Source organism: Amycolatopsis viridis, from assembly GCF_011758765.1.
In the GTDB taxonomy this organism is placed as follows: domain Bacteria; phylum Actinomycetota; class Actinomycetes; order Mycobacteriales; family Pseudonocardiaceae; genus Amycolatopsis_E; species Amycolatopsis_E viridis.
On record NZ_JAANOU010000001.1, the window covers coordinates 3,432,480 to 3,450,694 of the forward strand.

The window sequence follows — 18,215 nt, forward strand, 5'->3', positions numbered from 1 at the left end:
CGAAGAGTCGAGGAAAGGCACGCATGGGGCGACACAGCAAGGGCGACGACCCCGGGCACGGCCGTCCTGAGGCTGGGGAGCCGGCGGGGTACCCGCGACCAGGCGAGGTCACCGGCGCGTTCGCGGTCGGGTCCGCGCCGGGCGGAGCGCCTGGGCGGAATCGCGCTCCCGGTGAACCCACCGGCCGCTGGAGCGCTCCGCGCGATGCGGCGCCGGGCTCGCGACCGGTCCGTGCGGCGCGCGCCGCCGCGACAGCGACCGGCAATCATCGCGTCCACGCGGCCGACACCCCCGCCGAGTCCACCGGCAGCCGCCGCGCCTACTCCCCCACCGAGACCACCGGCAGCCGCCGCGCCTACTCCCCCACCAGCCCCACCGAGACCACCGGCACGCGCCGCGCCGTGGGTACGACCTCGGGCGACCGGCGGTCATCCACCGGCGGATCGACGGGCACCTCACGGCCGGTGGCCGCGGGACAGCCGGGCCGCCGGGGCGAGTCGACGGGCACATTGCAGGTCCTCGGCGTCGACGGGCGTCCGCAGCTGGGCCGCCGCCGGGCCGGCGAGACCACCGGCTGCCATCGCATCACCCCACCCGGGGAGACCACCGGATCACACCGCGTGGTCGCCGAGGGCAAGCGCGGGATCGCGAAGTGGCCCATCGTCGCCGGGGTGTTCGTCCTGCTCCTCGTCCTGGGGCTGCTCGGCTGGGGCTGGGCCGACGACGTCCTCAGCAACCGGGCCGAGGCGCAGGCCAGCGCGTGCGCCGAGGGCGACTCGAACCTCACGGTGGCCGCCGCTCCGTCCGTGGCGCCCGCCATCACCGCCGCCGCCGACCGGTGGAACCGCGCCGGGACGGTCGTGCACTCGCACTGCATCAACGTCCAGGTGCGGGCCCTCGACGACCAGCGGGTGCTGCAGGCCCTGACCGGCCAGGGCAACCTCGATTCCATCGGCGGTCAGCCCGCCGTCTGGATTCCGCAGACCACGGCGGCACTCACCCAGCTCACCACCGCGCGGCCCGCGGTGCTGACCTCCCCGGCCGAATCGCTGGCGACGACCGCCGGCGGCGACTACCCGTGCGCGGTGCTCACCACCGACAACGTCGACGAGGTCCAGCAGCGGGCCGCTCAGGTCTTCCGCAACTTCCTCGAGGAACCCGCGCAGAAGACCGACCTCACGCGCGCGCTCACCCCCGGGGCGTAGCGCCGCCGGCACGGGCGACGGGAGGTCACCCCGGCTGGCGGCGCGCGAGGACCTCCCGCGTGGCGGCGTCGGCCGGGTAGAAGGACTCGATCACCAGCTCGGCCAGCGTCACGTCCAGCGCCGTGCCGAAGGTGGCGACCATCGACATCAGGGTCAGCACGCCGTCGCCGTGGCGGAGCCGCACCGGCACGAACACCGACCCGGCCGGCGCCTCGTCCACCGGGTCGTCGCAGGGATAGCCGCTCACCTCGGTCAGCAGCGCGGCCAGATCGGCGTCGCCGGTGATCTCCACCTGCCGCCGCAGCCGGCCGAGCAGCTCGGCTCGCCACTGGCCGAGGTTGAGGACGTGCGGCGCCAGGCCACGCGGGTGGAGGGCGGCCCGCAGCACGTTGGCCGGCGGCTCCAGCAGGTCCGGGTCCACGAGGTCGGTCAGCAGCGTGATCCCGCTGTTGGACTCGACGAGGTCCCAGCCGCGGTCGAGCACCAGCGCCGGGTACGGCTCGTGCCCGGCCAGCAGGTGCCGGACCGCCTCCAGCGCCACACCCAGGTCGGGCAGCGGGGTCTGCGGGTAGACCGGGGCGTAGCCGGCGGCGAGCAGCAGCCGGTTGCGTTCCCGCAGCGGCACCTCCAGCCGTTCGCCCAGCCGCAGCACCATCTCGCGACTGGGCCGGGACCGCCCGTTCTCCAGGAAGCTCAGGTGGCGGGTGGAGATCTCGGCGGACAGGGCGAGGTCGAGCTGGCTGAGCCGGCGGCGTTCCCGCCACTGCCGCAACTGCTCGCCCACGGGGCGCTGCATGGTCGTCACCCCGTCGAAAGTACGGGCCGCGCCGGCGGAGCCGCCATTACCTCCGGCGTAATCGACGCGCCGCGCGGTCCGGGAGATCGTGATCTGGTCACACCGACCCGATCAGGAGGATCCGATGACCGACTACACCACCCTCGCCCAGCGCTACATCGACGTGTGGAACACCACCGACGCGGACAAGCGCCGGGCGCTGGTGGAGGACCTGTTCACCCCCGGCGCCACCTACACCGATCCGCTGGGCGCGGTGCAGGGCACCGACGGGATCGACGGGTTCGTCGCCGGGGCGCAGGCGCAGTTCGCGGGGCTGGAGTTCCGCCTCGGCGGCGCCGTCGACGGCCACCACGACCAGGCCCGGTTCACGTGGCACCTGGGGGCACCCGGGGAGGCGGAGCCGCTCGTGATCGGCTTCGACGTCGTCACTACCGTGGACGGGCGGATCAACCAGGTGCTGGGATTTCTGGACAAGCTGCCCAGCTAGGGTCCCGCGGCCCGGCCCGGACCCCCGGGTCCGGGCCCTCCCCACTCTGTCGTGCCCATGGGCGCCTGAGAGGTTCGCCCGAGTGTTGAGCCGGGCTTGCACCGTCGGCGGGGCACGACGGAGTTGTGCCCGTCGGCCCGCTTTCCAGAGGCGTCTCGTCCGCGCGGTCCGGGGTGCCTGAGAGGTTCCGGGGAGGACTTGCTCCTTCGGCGCCGGGCACGATGGTGGTGGCCCGGTCTCTCCCGCGCGGCTTCGGCGACTGCGCTCAGTACCCTACTCCCCGGTTCGGGAAGACGATCATCCGGTACGGCGGGCGTTGCGGCGCTGGGTGAGCTCGTCCGGGGCGGCCGGCTCCACCTGGCCCCCATCGGCGCGTTCGGCGGGGAACTCGTGCAGGGTGCCGCTGATTTCCTGCATGGGGACCTTCACCGCGATGCCGAAGACACCCTGCCCGCCCTGGAGCAGATCCACGATCTCCTCCGGCGAGGTGCACTCGTAGACGGTGGTGCCGTCGGAGACCAGGGTGACCTTCGCCAGGTCACGCGCCCCGCGCTTGCGCAGGTGCTCGACGGCCACGCGGATGTTCTGCAGCGAGACGCCCGTGTCGAGTAAACGCTTGACGATCTTGAGGGCGAGGATGTCCTTGAACGAGTAGAGCCGCTGCGATCCCGATCCGTGGGCCGTGCGGATGCTGGGCGCGACCAGCCCGGTGCGCGCCCAGTAGTCCAGCTGGCGGTAGGTGATGCCGGCGATCTGACAGGCCGCGGGACCCCGGTATCCGACCAGCTCGTCAGGCAGTGACGAGTCCGGGAAGAGCTCACCCTGCTCTCCCGGCACGACCTGAACCGGCCCTTCGTCGACCACGCATGCCTCCCCTCGCCCGGCCGGTGCGGCCGGTCGAAACAAGCACCCGGGGCCCTGGATGTAGGACCCTCGGCAGTGGCAAACCGCGAGTGTGCCCCAGTGACCGCGCCGCGGCCGAATCACACCGAAGCGATTTACCGCCATCGACGGTATGCGCGGGCAGGCCCCCGGTCAACGCGACGCGCGGCCCGCCCTCGAGCCTGTCTGGAGAGTTGACCGGTCAAGGCGTCCGACCAGCGTTACCCGGACGGGTAATTTTCGTCGCCGGGCCGCGGCGACCGGGCCGGAACGCGCCGAAGGGGCCCTCCCGGCCGGTGCTCGAGCCGGGAAGACCCCTTCGGCGCCGCCGGAGGCGGGCGGTCAGGTGTCCGCGCCGCGGAAATCCTCCGGCGAGACGGACTCGAGAAATTCGCGGAACTTCTCGACCTCGTCCTCCTGCTCGTCCGGGATGATCAGCCCGGCCTCGTCGAGCACCGCGTCCACCGCGTGGATCGGCACGCCGACGCGCAGGGCCAGCGCCACCGAGTCGCTCGGCCGCGCGGACACCCGTACGTTGCCGTCGAAGACCAGTTCGGCGAAGAACGTGCCTTCGCGCAGGTCGGTGATCACGACCTGCTCGAGCTCACGGCCCAGCGCGCCGATGACCTCCTTCAGGAGGTCGTGGGTCAGTGGCCGGGCGGGGCGGACGCCCTGCTGCTCGAGCGCGATCGCGGTGGCTTCCACCGACCCGATCCAGATCGGGAGGTACCGCTCACCCTGCGCCTCCCGCAGCAACAAGATCGGCTGGTTCGCGGGCAGTTCCACCCGCACGCCGACGACGCGCATTTCGCTCATCGGGCTTCGCCTCCCTCTCGTGTGCGCGGGCCGCGGCGCTGGTCCGAGGGCCCCGCATCGACATCTTCGACGCTACCCGCCATCCCGGCGCTGTGCTCGCTTTCGGAACCGCGTGGCAGTCGCATGAACCGTTCCGGCAAATCCATCACCAACGGTACGGCATCCGCGGCTCGGTGCGGAGCCCTGAAACCAGTTCCTTACCGTCGGGACCGGCGACCTGGGAAGATCGGGATCCGGCCGGGCGCGCTCAGCCGCCCGTCACGTCCCGGATACCCGCCTTCACGAGCAGTGTGTGCAGCGTCACCGACAGCGCGGCGAACTGGCGCGCCAGTTCGTCCGCCCTGGCCTTCGCATCCGCGTCGTGGTGCCGCGACACGGGCGCGATGATCTGCTGCAGCAGGCCGACCTCCCGGTCCGCCGAGGCGCGGAACGCACGCAGGTGCCGCGGTTCGATGCCGAACTCCGTCATCGCGCGAACCGTGCGGGCCACCAGGACCGCGTCCGGGTCGTAGAACCCGGCCGCACCCGCGCGGATCAGCCCGTACTGCTCCAGCTCGGCGAGCAGGGCGCCGTCGACGCCGGCCTCGGCGAGCAGGTCCTCCCGGGTCAGCCGGACCTCGCGGCCGGGCGCGAAGTCCTCGGGACGGGGCAGCCCGTCACCTGCGCCCGGGTTCGCCGGGAGCGGAACCAGCTTGCGCGGCAGGCGCCCCCCGGGACCCTGACCGTCGGTCAGCCCGCGGTCGGCGGCATCGAGCTGCTCCTTGATGACCTTGAGCGGGAGGTAGTGGTCCCGCTGCGCGGCCAGCACGAACCGGAGCCGTTCGACGTCCGCCGCGGAGAACTGCCGGTATCCGGATGCCGTCCGGCCCGGGCGGACCAGTCCCTCGGACTCGAGGAACCTGATCTTGGAGATGGTGACGTCGGGAAAGTCCGGGCGCAGCTGCGCCAGCACCGCCCCGATGCTCAGCCCATCACGCTGTGGCCGCCCGGCAGCCGTCACCGCGCCCCCTGGCCCCCGTGCCCCGGGCCGGTCAGGAAGACCAGGCGGAACTTCCCGATCTGCACCTCGTCGCCGCCCGCGAGCACCGCCTGGTCGACCGGCTCACGGTTGACGTAGGTGCCGTTGAGGCTGCCCACGTCGATGACGACGAACTCCCCGCCCTCGCGGCGGAACTCCGCGTGGCGACGGGACACGGTGACGTCGTCGAGGAAGATGTCGCTGTCCGGGTGGCGCCCCGCGCTCGTGGTGTCCCGGTCGAGCAGGAAGCGCGAACCCGCGTTCGGGCCCCGCTTGACCACCAGCAACGCCGTACCCGCCGGCAGCGCGTCGACACCGGCGACCGAAGGCTCCGGCGTCGGCGCCTCCTGACCCTCCACATCCGCCAGGAAGTCGGCCCGGAAGACCGAGGTCCGCTCCGGAGACTGCTCCGGGGGAACGCCGGGCCCGTCGTTGGTGCTCACCTGAGCTCTCCTCACCACTGATGTGTCGCTGGCTGAAAACCTGTGGCTGTCAACGTACCGTGCCTGATCGATTCGGCCCCCGCCGCTCCCCCAAAACGCGGTCCTACCCTGCGGTCAGCCGGTTGTAGGCGTCCGCGTCGAGCAGCCCGGAGGGCGCATCCGGGTCGCTCACCCGGATCTCGACGAGCCAGCCCTCGCCGTAGGGGTCGCTGTTGATCAGCTCCGGCGAGTCGGCCACGGCGTCGTTGACCGCGACGACCTCTCCGTCGACCGGGGCGAACAGCTCGGACACGCTCTTGGTGGACTCGATCTCGCCGAACGGTTCCCCCGCCGTCACCGACTTGCCCGCCTCGGGCAGGTCGACGAACACCACGTCGCCCAGCTGGTCCTGCGCGTACTCGGTGATCCCCACCCGGACCACGTCGTCGGCACGGGTGGCGACCCACTCGTGCTCCTCGGTGTAGCGCAACTCTTCTGGCGCGGACACTGCCTGCCCCTTTCCTGCCCCGGCGCGCCCGGGGCGTCCCGATGCTCGCGCGCAGTCTTACATCCCCGCGCCCGTCCTGGCACGCCGGACCGCCCAGAAGGTCTGCAACAGGTACAGGGCACCGGACCACACGTACAGCACGGTGCCCCACGCGGTGAAGGAGTAGGCGATCGGCCGTGCGATGGCCGCCGCGATCGACGTGCCCTGTGTGAGCAGCAGGAACGGGAAGGCGTACATCAGCACGAAAGTCGCGGCCTTGCCGATGTAGGTGACCTCCGGCGGCGCGTAGTCGTGGCGGCGCAGCACCACGAGCGCTACGCCGACCAGCAGCTCGCGCCCGACGAGCACCGCGACCAGCCACCACGGGACGATGCCGCGGACCAGGAACGCGGCCAGCGTGGCGACGATGTAGAGCCGGTCGGCGGCCGGGTCGAGCAACTGCCCGAGGCGGCTGGTCTGATCCAGCCAGCGGGCCAGTTTGCCGTCCAGCCAGTCGGAGACGCCGCTGAACACCAGCAGCACCAGGGCCCAGCCGTCGGCGCGGGGGCCGAGCAGGAGCCAGAGGAACACCGGGACACCTGCCAGCCGCAGCAGGGACAGCAGGTTCGGCACGGTCCACGCCTGCCGCAACAGGCTGGGCCCGGCCGGCTCGGTGCGGTGTTCGATCACCCCGTAACCCTAATCGGTGCGGTGCCGCTTTCCGGCGGCGGCGCCGGGGCGGCGCGCCCGGGCCTGCCGGCGGCACGCGCGGGCGCTCAGCCGGCGCGGCGGTGGCTCCAGCCACGGCGGTGCAGCTCGGCCCCGCTGAGGGCCTGCGGGCGGCCCAGGTGGTCGGTGCCCACCCAGCGCAGCGCCCCGGCGCCGGACTCGAGGACGTAGGGGCGGCCCTGGCTCCACACGACGGAGCACGGGGTGGTCGGGAGCGGATCCGTCGTGGCGGCGGTTTCGGTGCTCAACACGACCGTTGTGTCGCGTCACGGCGCCGAAGTGTTAGCAGTCGGCCAACTATTCACCCGGCCGGTGGATCAACGTCCACAGTGGAGCCGGCGTGGGCGCGTCCTGCCTGCGATTTCGCCGCGGGGCGGTAGTTTCCCCATCCGGGAGGGATCACATGACCACACCTGGCCGCACCCTGGCGCTGCTGCTCGTGTCGGCGGGCGTCCTCGCCGGCTGTACCGGGACACCGGCCGCCCCGGCACCCGCTCCGCCCCCGCCGGCGAGCACCCCCGCACCGGACACCACCGCACCGGACACCACCCCACCGGCCCCGGCCGCCCCGAGCACCCCGGCGCCGGATCCCGCCGGCGCCGGCGCGGGCACCCGTGCCGGCGGGTGCGGCACCGTGCCCGCGGCGAGCGGGCTCACCTTGCAGGTCATGGACACCACGACCAGCCCGCTCAGCTGCGGGCAGGCGACCGACCTGGTGACGCGGTTCCAGCAGGCGATCGCCGGGCGCCAGCCGGCCAGATCGGCCCTTCCGGTCCGGGAAACGGTCGACGGGTGGATGTGCGTGTCCGGCCCGCCCGCCTCCCAGGGCGGTACCACGTGCAGCCGCGGCGAGGACACCGTCTTCGCCCAGGTCACCGAATCGGAGTAGCGGCCACCCCACCCCCGGGGCGGGGCAGGGCGGCCGCGCTCAGCCCTTGAGGTTCGGGAAGTCGTCCTCGCGGAACTCGCCCGCGGTGCGGGACTCCGGCGACGCCTGCTCCTTGCCGCGCAGCTCGACGCGGCGGATCTTGCCGGAGATCGTCTTCGGCAGGTCGGCGAACTCCAGCCGGCGGATCCGCTTGTACGGCGCGAGGTGCTCGCGGCAGAACGCCAGGATGCTCTCCGCGGTGGCCGCGTCCGGCTCGTGCCCCGCGGCCAGCACCACGTACGCCTTGGGCACCGCGAGGCGGATCGGGTCCGGCGCCGGCACCACCGCGGCCTCGGCGACCGCCTCGTGCTCGAGCAGCACGCTTTCCAGCTCGAACGGCGAGATGCGGTAGTCCGACGCCTTGAACACGTCGTCGGTGCGGCCGACGTAGGTGATGTAGCCCCGTTCGTCGACCGAGCCGACGTCACCGGTGTGGTACAAGCCGCCGCGGAAAGCCTCTGCGGTGCGGTCGTCGTCGTCGGCGTACCCGACCATCAGGCCCACCGGGCGTTCGCTCAGGTCGAGGCAGATCTCGCCCTCCTCCGCCGGTTCACCACCGACCGGGTCGACCAGCACGACCTTGAAGCCGGGCACCGGGCGGCCCATCGACCCGGGCTTGACCTCCTGCCCCGGCGTGTTGGCGATCTGCACACTGGTCTCGGTCTGGCCGAAGCCGTCCCGGATGGTCACGCCCCACGCCTTGCCGACCTGGTCGATCACCTCCGGGTTGAGCGGCTCCCCCGCCCCGACCACCTTCACCGGCGGGGTCCGCAGCGCGGTGAGGTCGGCCTGGATCAGCATCCGCCACACCGTCGGCGGCGCGCAGAAGCTGGTGATGCCGCAGCGCTGCATCTGCGCCAGAAGCGCACCCGCGTCGAAGCGGGTGTAGTTGTACAGGAACACCGTGGCCTCGGCGTTCCACGGCGCGAACACGTTGCTCCACGCGTGCTTGGCCCACCCCGGCGAGGAGATGTTCAGGTGCACGTCGCCCGGCTCGAGGCCGATCCAGTACATCGTGGACAGATGCCCGACCGGGTAGGACACGTGCGTGTGCTGCACCAGCTTCGGCTTGGCCGTCGTGCCCGAGGTGAAGTACAGCAGCAGCGGGTCGGTCGCCGCGGTCGGCCCGTCCGCGGTGAACGATTCCTCGGCGGAATAAGCGTCGGCGAAGGACAGCCAGCCGCCGCCGGCGCCCTCGCCCACGGCGATGCGGGTGTAGTCACCCGGGACGTCGGCGAACTTCTCCACGTCCGCCGATCGCACGACCACGTGCCGGGCACGGCCGCGGTCCACCCGGTCCCGCAGGTCGGCCGCGCCGAGCAGGGTCGAAGCCGGGATGATCACCGCGCCCAGCTTGATCGCGGCGAGGATCGTCTCCCACAGCTCGACCTGGTTGCCCAGCATCAGGATCAGCCGGTCGCCGCGGCGGACCCCGTGCCCGCGCAGCCAGTTCGCCACCTGACTGGACCGGCGGGCCATCTCCGGGTAGGTCCAGCGGCCCTCGCTGCCGTCCTCCTCGACGATCCACAGCGCGTACCGGTCCGCGTTGGCCGGGTCGGCGGCGACCACGTCGAACCAGTCCAGCGCCCAGTTGAACTCGTCCAGCCGCGGCCACGCGAAGTCGCGGTACGCGGTGTCGTAGTCCTCGCGATGCGCGAGCAGGAAGTCGCGTGCCTCGCGGAAGCGTTCGTGAGCGGTCGAATGGACAGTGTTCATGACGTTCTCCTCACTCGCCCGTGAACTCCGGCGTGCGGCGTTCCACGAACGCCTGCACCGCTTCCTGCAGATCCTTGCTGGGGAGGAACGCCGCGTTCCAGGCGGAGACGTAGCGCAGCCCGTCGGCGACCTGGCGCTCGGTGTTGAGCGACAGCACGTCCTTGACACCCCGCACGACCAGCGGCGGGTTCGCGGCGATCTCCCCGGCCAGCGCCCCGGCCGCGGCCAGCAGGGCGTCCGCGTCCGGGTACACGTCGTTGACCAGGCCGATCTTCTCCGCCCGCGCGGCGTCGATGTCCTTGCCGGTCAGGGCCAGCTCCCGCAGGTGGCCCTCGCCGATGATCCCCGCCAGCCGCTGCAGGCTGCCCAGGTCGGCCACGATCGCGACCTTCGCCTCGCGCACGCTGAACTTCGCGTCCGCGCTGGCCAGGCGCACGTCGGCGGCGGCGATCAGGTCCACCCCGCCGCCGATGCACCAGCCGGACACCGCGGCGATCACCGGCGTGCGGCACTCCGCCACGGCCGTGACGCTGTCCTGCAGGGACCGGATCTCGCGCAGGAACTCGGTCCGCGGCCCGGCCAGGGCGTCCCCGGCCAGCAGCGGCGCCCAGCCGCCCATCATGGCGGGCAGGTCGAGACCGTAGGAGAAGTTCCTCCCGCTGCCGGTCAGCACGATCGCCCGGACCGCGGGATCGGCGTCCAGGGTGCGGAACACGATCGGCAGCTCGCGCCAGAAGTCCGGGCCCATCGCGTTGCCCTTGCCCGGCCCGAGCAGCGTCACGCGGGCGAGGGCGCCGGTGCGCTCGACGGCGAGCGAGACCAGGTCCGGCAGCTTGTCGGCGGTGTCAGTCATGGCTGCCATCTTGACGCATCCGGACGCTTTCGCGCGCCGCAGCTGTGCGGGAGCGGCCGGTGGTGGTTTCCTGATCGACATGCTGACCCGCCCCCTGGAGCTGGCCGGTGCCTTCACCTTCGAGGGACACCGGCTGTGCTACACGCAGTTCGGCACCGGCGACCGCGTCGTGGTGCTCGCCCACGGCCTGATGTTCACCCGGCGGATGCACGCCCCGCTGGCCCGCACGCTGGCCGCCGACGGGTTCCGGGTGATCACCGTGGACCTGCTCGGCCACGGCGACTCGGACCGGCCGCGCGAGTCGTGGCAGTACTCGATCCCGGCGTTCGGCGATCAGGTGCTGGCGCTGCTGGACCACCTGGACGTGCGGGCAGCCGTGGTGGGCGGGACGTCGCTGGGCGCGAACGTCGCGCTCGAGGTGGCGGTCCGGGCGCCGGAGCGGCTGCGCGGGATCGTGGTGGAGATGCCGGTGCTGGACAACGCCATCGTGGCGGGGCTGCTGGCGTTCACCCCGCTGCTGTTCGCGGCGCGGTTCGTGCCCTTCGGCGTGCGGGCGGTGGCGCGGCTGGCCGCGCTGGTGCCGCACGGCAGCCAGTGGGTCGACGTCGTCACCGACACGCTGGAGCAGCAGCCACCGGCCCTGGCGGCGTTGCTGCACGGGGTGTTCTTCGGGCGCATCGCGCCGCCGCGGTCGGTGCGGCGGCGGATCGAGGTGCCCGCGCTGGTGATCGGCCACGAGCGCGACCCGGTTCACCCGTTCGGCGACGCCGACACCCTGGCCGCGGACCTGGCCGCGGCGGAATTCGTGCAGGCCCGCAGCCCGGTCGAGCTGCGCTTCGACCCGCAACGGCTGACCGGGACGATCCTGGACTTCCTGCGCCGCTGCCACCCCGCCTGACCGGCCAACACACCGCCACCAGCAGCCAACACGCCGCCGCTGGCGGCAAACACGCGCGTGTTGGCCGCTCCGGGCGCCGTGTTCGCCGGCGCGGGCGGTGTGTTCGCCGGCGCGGGCGGCGTGTTGGCCGCTCCGGGCGGTGGGTTGGCGGCTCCGGGCGGTGGGTTGGCCGTTAGTGCAGGTCGTCGGGGAGCAGGCCGGCGACGGGGCCGATCACGATCACCGCGGGCGGGCGGACCCCGGCGGCCTTCGCCTCCGCGGCGGCGGTCGCCAGGGCGAACCGGTGCACCCGCTGGGTCGGCATCGTGGCGTTCTCCACGATCGCCACGGGCGTGTCGCCAGGACGGCCGCCCGCCAGCAGCGCGGCCGCGAACCGGTCGAGCCGTTCCACGCCCATCATCAGCACGATCGTGCCGCGCAGCCGCGCCAGCGCGGCCCAGTCGGTCAGCGAGCTCTCGTCACCGGGCGCGACGTGCCCGGACACCACGACCACCTCGTGTGCCACCCCGCGGTGGGTGACCGGCACCCCGGCGACCGCGGGACCGGCGATCGAGCTGGTGATGCCCGGGACCACCGTGACCGGCACCCCGGCCTCGGCGCAGGCCAGCAGCTCCTCGAAACCGCGCCCGAACACGTACGGGTCACCGCCCTTGAGGCGGACCACGAACTTGCCGGCCTTGGCGTGCTCGATCAGCGTGGCGTTGATGAAGTCCTGGCTCGCCGCCCGGCCGTAGGGGATCTTGGCGGCGTCCACGACCTCGGCGTCCGGCGACAGCTCGTCGAGCAGCTCGCGGGGCGCCAGCCGGTCGGCGACGACGACGTCGGCGCGGGCGAGCAGCCGGCGGCCCTTGACGGTGATCAGCTCCGGATCGCCGGGGCCGCCACCGACGAGCGCGACCCCGGGCAGTTCGGTGGCGTCGGGCGCGGGGCGGTCGCCGGCGATCGCGCCGGTGTGCAGGGCCTCGACGATGTTGTCCCGCACGGCGGCCGACCGCAGCGGCTGACCGCCGGACAGTACGCCGACGACCAGTCCCTCGTGCCGCCCGACCGCCGCGGTGACCGCGGTGCCCTCGATCCCGGCGTCGGCGCGCACGCAGAAGACGCGGCGCCGCTCGGCCTCCGCGCAGACCGCGGCGTTGACCTCCGGGTCGTCGGTGCAGGCCAGCGCGTACCAGGCGCCCTCGAGGTCGCCGTCGGTGTAGCGGCGCTGGTGCCACACCACTTCGCCAGCGTCGATCATGCCGCCCACGGCCGGAGTGGTCGACGGCGAGATCAGCTCGACGGCCGCGCCGGCGCCGATCAGCCGCGGCAGCCTGCGCTGGGCCACGGTGCCGCCGCCGACGAGCACCACGCGCCGCCCGGCGAGATCGAGGCCGACGAGGTAGTGCTGGTCTTCAGGCATGCGGACAAGCATGCCTGCTGGTTGCCGCGAAGACACCCCAGGGTTGCACGAGTGTGAGCAACTCCGTACCGCCCATTGCATACCCGGTCCGCTGCGGTGCGGGCCACCGGGCCGGCGGCCCGCACGTGCTCAGCGCGTCCGCGAGGGGTAGGGCAGCAGGGCCATCTCGCGGGCGTTCTTGATGGCCTGGGCCACCTGTTTCTGCTGCGCCGGTGACAGGCCGGTCACCCGCCGGGCGCGGATCTTGCCCCGGTCGGAGATGAACTTGCGCAGCAGGTCCACGTCCTTGTAGTCCACAACGGACACCTGCTCCGCGGTGAGCAGGTTGCGGCGACGGCGGCCCGGCCGGGCCTCGGTGCGCTTGGACACCGCGCTCACCAGCTCGACTTCGTCACGCCGGGCAGCTCACCGCGATGAGCCATCGCGCGCAGCCGCACCCGGGACAGGCCGAACTTGCGGAGGTAGCCGCGCGGGCGCCCGTCGGCGGTGTCGCGATTGCGCAGCCGTGTCGGACTGGAATCGCGGGGCAGCTTCCGCAGCGCCGCCCCGGCCGCCGCGCGTTCGTCCGCCGAGGACCGCGGCGACGAGATCACGGCCTTCAGCTCGGCCCGGCGCCCGGCGTAGCGGGCCACGACAGCACGCCGCTGCTCGTTGCGGGCGATCTTCGACTTCTTGGCCATCAGCGCTCCTCCCGGAACTCGACGTGCCGGCGCACGACCGGGTCGAACTTGCGCAGCACCAGCCGGTCCGGGTCGTTGCGGCGGTTCTTCCTCGTCACGTACGTGTGACCGGTGCCCGCGGTCGAGCGGAGCCGGATGATCGGCCGGACCTCGTTGCGGGCCACTACAGCTTCACCCCCTTCGCGCGCAGGCCGGCGACGACCGCCTCGATGCCGCGCTTGTCGATCGTCTTGATGCCCTTCGCCGAGACACGCAGGGTGACCCAGCGTCCCTCCGCGGGGAGCCAGTAGCGGCGTCGCTGGACGTTCGGGTCCCACCGCCGCGAGGTCCGCCGGTGCGAATGGGACACCTGCTTGCCGAAGCCCGGCTTGCGGCCGGTGACCTGGCAGACCGCCGACATCCATCCTCCTAGTTGATAGTGATTTTCATTATCAGTTACTCTACACGGTGTGGATCCCGAAACGACCGGCACCACCCGGGTGCCCCTCACCCTGATCAGCGGCCTCGTCCCGGCGGCCACCGCCGACCTCGCCGAACAGGTCCGCGCGGCCCGGCCCGGCACCGCCGTCGTCCACCACGACCTGCGCGAGATCGGCAGCGGCGTCGTGCGGCGGCGCCTGCAGCTGGGCGTCCGCGACGAGACGACCGTGCTCGAGCTGGCCCACGGCTGCGTGTCCTGCACGCTGCGGGAGGATCTGCTCCCCCTGCTGCGCCGCCTGGCCGGCACCTCCGGCGTGCGGCACATCGTCGTGCGGCTGGACGAGGCGATGGAGCCGGAACCGGTCTGCTGGGCGATCCGGCACGTGCTCGTCGGCGACCGTCCGGTGAGCGACTTCGTGACGATCGACGGCGTGCACACCGTGCTGGACCGCGGCACCTGGCTGGCCGACGCGACCGGTGCAGACACCCTCGCCGAGCGCGGGCTGCAGGCGAGCCAGGACGACGAGCGGACGGTCGCACAGGTCGCGCTGTCCCAGGCCGAGTTCGCCGACGTGCTCGTGCTCACCGGCGCGGCCGATGCCTGGACCGACGCGAAGACCGCGGCCGTCCTCGACCGGGTCGCGCCGGCGGCGTGGCGCACCTCGCGGCTGGCCGAGGTGCCCGCGGGTGCGCGGCGGGGCCAGGTGACCGACATGCACGGCCCGCTGCTGCACGGCGAGCCACCCCTGGGCGCCGACTGCGGTGTGGCCACGCTGCTGTTCCGGGTGCAACGCCCGTTCCACCCGCAACGGCTGCACGACGCGTTGGACGTGCTGCTGGACGGGGCCGTGCGCACCCGCGGCCGGGTGTGGGTGGCCAGTCAGCCGGACGTGGCGCTGTGGCTGGAATCGGCCGGCGGCGGCCTCGGCGTCGGACACGCCGGGCCGTGGCTGGCCGCGCCGGACGGCCCCGGCTGGACGGACGTGTCGCCGGAGCGCCGGACGCTGGCGTCGCTGCGCTGGCACCCGGTGTTCGGCGACCGGGCCTCGGAAGTCTTCGTCGTCACCGATCAGGCCACCCCGGCGGAGATCGAGGCGGCGCTGTCCGCCGCGCTGCTCACGGACGCCGAGCTCGCGGCCGGGCGGCGGGAATGGCTGTCCTACGAGGACCCGTTCGGCGCCTGGCACGAGGAGCCCTGCGGGGACGCCGACGAAACCACAACAGAAACGCAGGACGCACCCTTCGCGTCCGGAACGGAGAGGCAGTGAAACAGGGTATCCATCCGGGCTACCACCCGGTGGTCTTCCAGGACTCGGCGACCGGGGACGCGTTCCTGACCCGGTCGACCATGACCTCGGACAGGACGATCGAGTGGAGCGACGGCAACACCTACCCGCTCGTGCTGGTCGACGTGAGCGCGTGGTCGCACCCGTTCTGGACGGGCGGGCGCCGGATCATGGACACGGCGGGTCAGGTGGAGAAGTTCCACCGGCGCTACGGAAGGCGGAAGTGATGGCCGTTCCCAAACGCAGGATGTCCCGCAGCAACACCCGCCACCGCCGCGCCCGGTGGAAGGCCGTGCAGCCGGACCTGGTGCCGGTCGTGATCAACGGCAGGCAGCAGCTGGTACCGCGCAAGCTGCTCCGCCACTTCCACCGGACCGGACGGTGACCGTCCCGTGCTGATCGAGGCCGGACTCACCCCGGTGAACCCGGCCGGTAGAGCATCCCGAGGAATTCACGCAGCAGCCGTTCCCGCAGCGGCGGCGGCGCGGCGCCGAGCAGGGCGTTGATCTCTGCCATCCGGTCCGGCAACCCCGCCCCGCCGCCCATTCCGGCCGCGGTGAGCAGACCCGCGAACTGCTCGCCGGTCAGGGTGTCCGGGTCCAGCGCGGCGACGAACGCGGCCACGTTCTCGTCCACGGTGACCGGGCCGGCGGCGCGGGCGGCGCTGACCGAGGCGGCGAGGTCGGCGAGGAACTCCGCCTCGCTGCCCCGGTTGGCGGCGGTGACGGTCAGGTGCAGGTTCACCGGCGAGGACCGGTGGGCGAACTGCGGCTGCACGTACCAGCCGCGCACCCGCATCTCGTCGGCGACGGTGAACAGGTCGAAGCCCTCGTCCTCGGTGGTGAGCGCGAGCAGGGTCGAGTCCGGTTCGGCCAGCAGCCGCAGGCCCCGGGTCCCGGTGATGCCGCGCGCCAGCTCGCTCACCGCGGCCAGTGTCCGGCGGGCGAGTTCGAGGTAGCCGTCGTCGCCGAGGTGCTGCACGACTGCCCACGCAGCCGCGAGCGGGCCGCCGGAGCGGGTGGACTGGATGGTGCTGTTCAGCATCGTGTAGCCGGGCCAGTCGGCGCTGGCGAAGTAGTGGCCGCGCCGCAGGTCCGGGCCCGCGTGCAGCAGCACCGACACGCCTTTCGGGCAGTAGGCGTACTTGTGCAGGTCGACCGACACGCTGGTGACACCCTCGACGCCGAACCCGAACTCCGGCACCGCCCGGCCCAGACGCCGGAAGTACGGCAGGATCCACCCGCCGATGCAGGCGTCCACGTGCATCCGGACCCCGCGGGCGGCGGCCGCGGCGGCGATCGGCGCGATCGGGTCGATGATCCCGTGGGCGTAGGAGGGGGCGCTGGCCACGACGAGGACCGTCGTGTCGTCGATGGCCGCGGCCATCGCAGCGGGGTCCGCGCGGAAGGTGACCGGATCGACCGGAACCACGACCGGGCGCACGCGGAACAGGTGCGCGGCCTTGTGGAACGCGGCGTGCGCGGTCGCGGGCAGCACCATGCTCGGCTCGGCGACGTCCGGGCGGCTTTCCCGCGCGGCGAGCACGGCGAGCAGGCATGATTCGGTCCCGCCCGAGGTCACCGCGCCGACGGTGTCCGGGGTGCCGCCCACCAGGCGCGCGGTCGCGGCGACCAGGTCGTTCTCCAGGCGCCGCAGGCTCGGGAACGCAGTCGGGTCCAGGCCGTTCGCGGACGACGCGAGTGCGTGGGCCTGCGCGGCGAGCTCGTCCAGCCCGGTCAGGCCGCTGTCGTAGACGTAGGCGAGGGTGCGGCCCCCGTGGGTGGGCAGGTCGCCCGCACGCAGCTCGCGCAGCTGCGCCAGGACCTCACGCGCGGATCTCATCGTGGCTCCAGGATCGAGCGGCGCAGCAGCGGCAGGCCCGCCACCACGAGGATTCCGGGCAGCAGCGCGAACCCGAGCAGGATCGCGGTGACCGCGCTGCCCGGTTGCACCGCCGAGGCGTCCACACTGGACACGTATCCCCCGGCCGACAGCACCAGGCCGAACAGGCCCGGGCCCAGCGCCAGGCCGAGCGTCTCGGACGCGGTCCACACCCCGGCGGTGATCCCGGCGCGGGTGGCGCCCGTGCGCTCCTCCTCGGCGCTGATCAGGTCGGGCAGGATGGCCAGCGGGAACACCTGGATTCCGGCGTAGCCGACCCCGGCGAGCGCGACGAACACGAACGACACGGCGACCGGCAGCACCCGCGCCCCGCACAGGCCCGCGCACGCCACGCCGAAGGCGATGCAGGCGAACCGGAAGCCCCACAGCTTGCCCCAGCGCGCCCCCAGGCGCGGCCACAGCGGCATGGTCACCAGCGCGGGCAGCACGAACCCGACGAACAGGTACGTCTGCAGGCTCGCGTCGCCGAAGACGTACCGGGACGCGTAGTTCACCCCGGCCAGCAGCGTGGCCAGGCCGAGCGACTGGACGAAGTAGACGCCCAGCAGCCAGCGGAACGGCCGCCACCGGCGCATGGTCGCCAGCAGCTCACGCCAGCCGGGCGTCGGCGGGCGGAGGTTGCCGACCGGTGCGCCGCGCGTGCCCAGGAACACCGCGATCGTGCCCAGCACCATGATCACACCCATCACGGCGCCCATGACGCGGTAGCCGGGGACGCCGCCGACCTGGTTGGTGATCCCGGGAGCGCCACCGCCGGAGACCAGGATCGCGATGGCCAGCAGGCCGATGCGCCAGCTGGTCAGGCGGGTGCGCTCGTCGTAGGAGGAGGTCAGCTCCGCGGGCAGCGCGTTGTAGGGCACCTGGAAGAACGCGAACGCGGTGGCGCACAGGAAGAACGCCAGCACCACGTACCCGGCGTCCAGCGGGGTGCTGCCGAAGCCGGGGTGGGCGAAGATCGCCGCGAACAGCACGGCCACCCCGAGGCCGCCGAAGAGCAGGAACGGCCGCCTGCTCCCCCGGCGCGCCAGGCTCGCGTCGGACAGCCGCCCGGCAACCGGGTTGAACACGACGTCCCACGCCTTGGGCACGAGCACGATCGCCCCGGCGACGGCGCCCGGCACCGCCATCGTGTCGGTGAGGTAGGGCAGCAGCAGCAGGCCGGGCACGGTGCCGAACGCGCCGGTGACGAACGACCCCGCGGAGTAGCCGAGCCTGGTCTTGGCCGGTAGGGCGACCATGGTCCTCCGATCGACACCCGATGATCGAGCGCATCGTGTCACCGCCCGCC

Annotated in this window: 24 protein-coding genes and 1 riboswitch; of the genes, 7 read left to right on the forward strand and 17 right to left on the reverse strand. The window is 72.9% G+C overall.

From position 1 onward, the window contains the following. Positions 1 to 23 precede the first annotated feature (23 nt). On the forward strand, positions 24 to 1,205 hold the full coding sequence (locus FHX46_RS17060) for a substrate-binding domain-containing protein (protein ID WP_167115839.1): 1,182 nt from the start codon (positions 24 to 26) through the stop codon (positions 1,203 to 1,205). Between the two features lie 25 nt (positions 1,206 to 1,230). Here the strand turns inward: FHX46_RS17060 and FHX46_RS17065 are convergent, their stop codons facing one another. After that, complete coding sequence (locus FHX46_RS17065) at positions 1,231 to 2,001, reverse strand: helix-turn-helix transcriptional regulator (protein ID WP_167121514.1); 771 nt, start codon at positions 1,999 to 2,001, stop codon at positions 1,231 to 1,233. A 124-nt stretch (positions 2,002 to 2,125) separates the two neighbouring features. Here FHX46_RS17065 and FHX46_RS17070 point away from each other — a divergent pair, with 124 nt between their 5' ends. Continuing rightward, on the forward strand, positions 2,126 to 2,488 hold the full coding sequence (locus FHX46_RS17070; protein WP_167115841.1) for a nuclear transport factor 2 family protein: 363 nt from the start codon (positions 2,126 to 2,128) through the stop codon (positions 2,486 to 2,488). Between the two features lie 154 nt (positions 2,489 to 2,642). Further along, positions 2,643 to 2,743, reverse strand: a riboswitch (glycine riboswitch). 42 nt (positions 2,744 to 2,785) lie between these two features. Here the strand turns inward: FHX46_RS17070 and FHX46_RS17075 are convergent. The 7 genes from FHX46_RS17075 to FHX46_RS17105 all read right to left on the reverse strand — a co-directional run bounded on the left by FHX46_RS17075 (position 2,786) and on the right by FHX46_RS17105 (position 7,093). After that, the gene (locus tag FHX46_RS17075; protein WP_167115844.1) at positions 2,786 to 3,352 is read right to left on the reverse strand and encodes a MerR family transcriptional regulator; all 567 of its coding nucleotides are present in this window, start codon (positions 3,350 to 3,352) and stop codon (positions 2,786 to 2,788) included. Between the two features lie 360 nt (positions 3,353 to 3,712). Next, entirely contained in the window at positions 3,713 to 4,186 is a 474-nt protein-coding gene (locus FHX46_RS17080) for a bifunctional nuclease family protein (protein ID WP_017988091.1), read from the reverse strand. 247 nt (positions 4,187 to 4,433) lie between these two features. Continuing rightward, positions 4,434 to 5,186 carry a transcriptional regulator FtsR gene (gene ftsR / locus FHX46_RS17085; RefSeq protein ID WP_167115846.1) on the reverse strand — a complete coding sequence of 251 codons (753 nt, stop codon included), beginning with the start codon at positions 5,184 to 5,186 and terminating at the stop codon, positions 4,434 to 4,436. Continuing rightward, on the reverse strand, positions 5,183 to 5,647 hold the full coding sequence (gene garA, locus FHX46_RS17090) for a glycogen accumulation regulator GarA (protein ID WP_017988089.1): 465 nt from the start codon (positions 5,645 to 5,647) through the stop codon (positions 5,183 to 5,185). The genes ftsR and garA overlap by 4 nt, the downstream gene beginning before the upstream one ends. 103 nt (positions 5,648 to 5,750) lie before the next feature. Continuing rightward, positions 5,751 to 6,134: a glycine cleavage system protein GcvH gene (gene gcvH, locus FHX46_RS17095; protein WP_167115848.1), complete on the reverse strand. Its 384-nt coding sequence runs from the start codon at positions 6,132 to 6,134 to the stop codon at positions 5,751 to 5,753. 57 nt (positions 6,135 to 6,191) lie between these two features. Beyond that, positions 6,192 to 6,803 (reverse strand): CDP-alcohol phosphatidyltransferase family protein, encoded by a 612-nt coding sequence (locus FHX46_RS17100; protein ID WP_167115850.1) that lies wholly within the window; start codon positions 6,801 to 6,803, stop codon positions 6,192 to 6,194. Positions 6,804 to 6,889: 86 nt separating this feature from the next. Then, entirely contained in the window at positions 6,890 to 7,093 is a 204-nt protein-coding gene (locus tag FHX46_RS17105; protein WP_167115853.1) for a hypothetical protein, read from the reverse strand. A 152-nt stretch (positions 7,094 to 7,245) separates the two neighbouring features. Here FHX46_RS17105 and FHX46_RS28270 point away from each other — a divergent pair, with 152 nt between their 5' ends. Further along, the gene (locus FHX46_RS28270) at positions 7,246 to 7,731 is read left to right on the forward strand and encodes a hypothetical protein (RefSeq protein ID WP_208400182.1); all 486 of its coding nucleotides are present in this window, start codon (positions 7,246 to 7,248) and stop codon (positions 7,729 to 7,731) included. 39 nt (positions 7,732 to 7,770) lie between these two features. Here FHX46_RS28270 and FHX46_RS17115 read toward each other — a convergent pair whose 3' ends face one another. Both FHX46_RS17115 and FHX46_RS17120 read right to left on the reverse strand, forming a co-directional pair. Next, positions 7,771 to 9,486: an AMP-binding protein gene (locus FHX46_RS17115; RefSeq protein WP_167115855.1), complete on the reverse strand. Its 1,716-nt coding sequence runs from the start codon at positions 9,484 to 9,486 to the stop codon at positions 7,771 to 7,773. A 10-nt stretch (positions 9,487 to 9,496) separates the two neighbouring features. Continuing rightward, positions 9,497 to 10,339, reverse strand: coding sequence for a crotonase/enoyl-CoA hydratase family protein (locus FHX46_RS17120; RefSeq protein WP_167115858.1), 843 nt, complete (start codon positions 10,337 to 10,339; stop codon positions 9,497 to 9,499). Positions 10,340 to 10,418: 79 nt separating this feature from the next. Between FHX46_RS17120 and FHX46_RS17125 the strand changes: the two genes are divergently transcribed. Next, complete coding sequence (locus FHX46_RS17125; RefSeq protein ID WP_167121516.1) at positions 10,419 to 11,237, forward strand: alpha/beta fold hydrolase; 819 nt, start codon at positions 10,419 to 10,421, stop codon at positions 11,235 to 11,237. 172 nt (positions 11,238 to 11,409) lie between these two features. Here FHX46_RS17125 and cobA read toward each other — a convergent pair whose 3' ends face one another. The 5 genes from cobA to rpmB all read right to left on the reverse strand — a co-directional run bounded on the left by cobA (position 11,410) and on the right by rpmB (position 13,719). Then, positions 11,410 to 12,639 (reverse strand): uroporphyrinogen-III C-methyltransferase, encoded by a 1,230-nt coding sequence (cobA, locus tag FHX46_RS17130; protein WP_167115860.1) that lies wholly within the window; start codon positions 12,637 to 12,639, stop codon positions 11,410 to 11,412. Between the two features lie 129 nt (positions 12,640 to 12,768). Further along, positions 12,769 to 13,017 carry a 30S ribosomal protein S18 gene (gene rpsR, locus FHX46_RS17135; protein ID WP_167115861.1) on the reverse strand — a complete coding sequence of 83 codons (249 nt, stop codon included), beginning with the start codon at positions 13,015 to 13,017 and terminating at the stop codon, positions 12,769 to 12,771. After that, complete coding sequence (rpsN, locus tag FHX46_RS17140; protein ID WP_167115864.1) at positions 13,014 to 13,319, reverse strand: 30S ribosomal protein S14; 306 nt, start codon at positions 13,317 to 13,319, stop codon at positions 13,014 to 13,016. The genes rpsR and rpsN overlap by 4 nt, the downstream gene beginning before the upstream one ends. Beyond that, on the reverse strand, positions 13,319 to 13,483 hold the full coding sequence (gene rpmG, locus FHX46_RS28550; RefSeq protein WP_167115866.1) for a 50S ribosomal protein L33: 165 nt from the start codon (positions 13,481 to 13,483) through the stop codon (positions 13,319 to 13,321). Before rpmG ends, rpsN begins: the two co-directional genes overlap by 1 nt. Continuing rightward, a complete protein-coding gene (gene rpmB / locus FHX46_RS17150; RefSeq protein ID WP_167115868.1) occupies positions 13,483 to 13,719 on the reverse strand; it encodes a 50S ribosomal protein L28 in 237 nt (78 codons plus the stop codon). The genes rpmG and rpmB overlap by 1 nt, the downstream gene beginning before the upstream one ends. 49 nt (positions 13,720 to 13,768) lie before the next feature. Here rpmB and mrf point away from each other — a divergent pair, with 49 nt between their 5' ends. The 3 genes from mrf to rpmF are packed head-to-tail and all read left to right on the forward strand — an operon-like array spanning position 13,769 to position 15,410. Further along, positions 13,769 to 15,007, forward strand: coding sequence for a ribosome hibernation factor-recruiting GTPase MRF (gene mrf, locus FHX46_RS17155; protein WP_167115871.1), 1,239 nt, complete (start codon positions 13,769 to 13,771; stop codon positions 15,005 to 15,007). Continuing rightward, complete coding sequence (locus FHX46_RS17160) at positions 15,004 to 15,252, forward strand: type B 50S ribosomal protein L31 (protein ID WP_167115873.1); 249 nt, start codon at positions 15,004 to 15,006, stop codon at positions 15,250 to 15,252. The genes mrf and FHX46_RS17160 overlap by 4 nt, the downstream gene beginning before the upstream one ends. After that, positions 15,252 to 15,410 (forward strand): 50S ribosomal protein L32, encoded by a 159-nt coding sequence (rpmF, locus tag FHX46_RS17165; RefSeq protein ID WP_167115876.1) that lies wholly within the window; start codon positions 15,252 to 15,254, stop codon positions 15,408 to 15,410. Before FHX46_RS17160 ends, rpmF begins: the two co-directional genes overlap by 1 nt. Positions 15,411 to 15,436: 26 nt before the next feature. Here the strand turns inward: rpmF and FHX46_RS17170 are convergent, their stop codons facing one another. Together FHX46_RS17170 and FHX46_RS17175 are read right to left on the reverse strand one after the other, a co-directional pair. Beyond that, entirely contained in the window at positions 15,437 to 16,867 is a 1,431-nt protein-coding gene (locus FHX46_RS17170) for a pyridoxal phosphate-dependent decarboxylase family protein (protein WP_167115878.1), read from the reverse strand. Beyond that, positions 16,864 to 18,165 (reverse strand): MFS transporter, encoded by a 1,302-nt coding sequence (locus tag FHX46_RS17175; RefSeq protein ID WP_167115881.1) that lies wholly within the window; start codon positions 18,163 to 18,165, stop codon positions 16,864 to 16,866. The genes FHX46_RS17170 and FHX46_RS17175 overlap by 4 nt, the downstream gene beginning before the upstream one ends. Between the last annotated feature and the right edge of the window lie 50 nt (positions 18,166 to 18,215).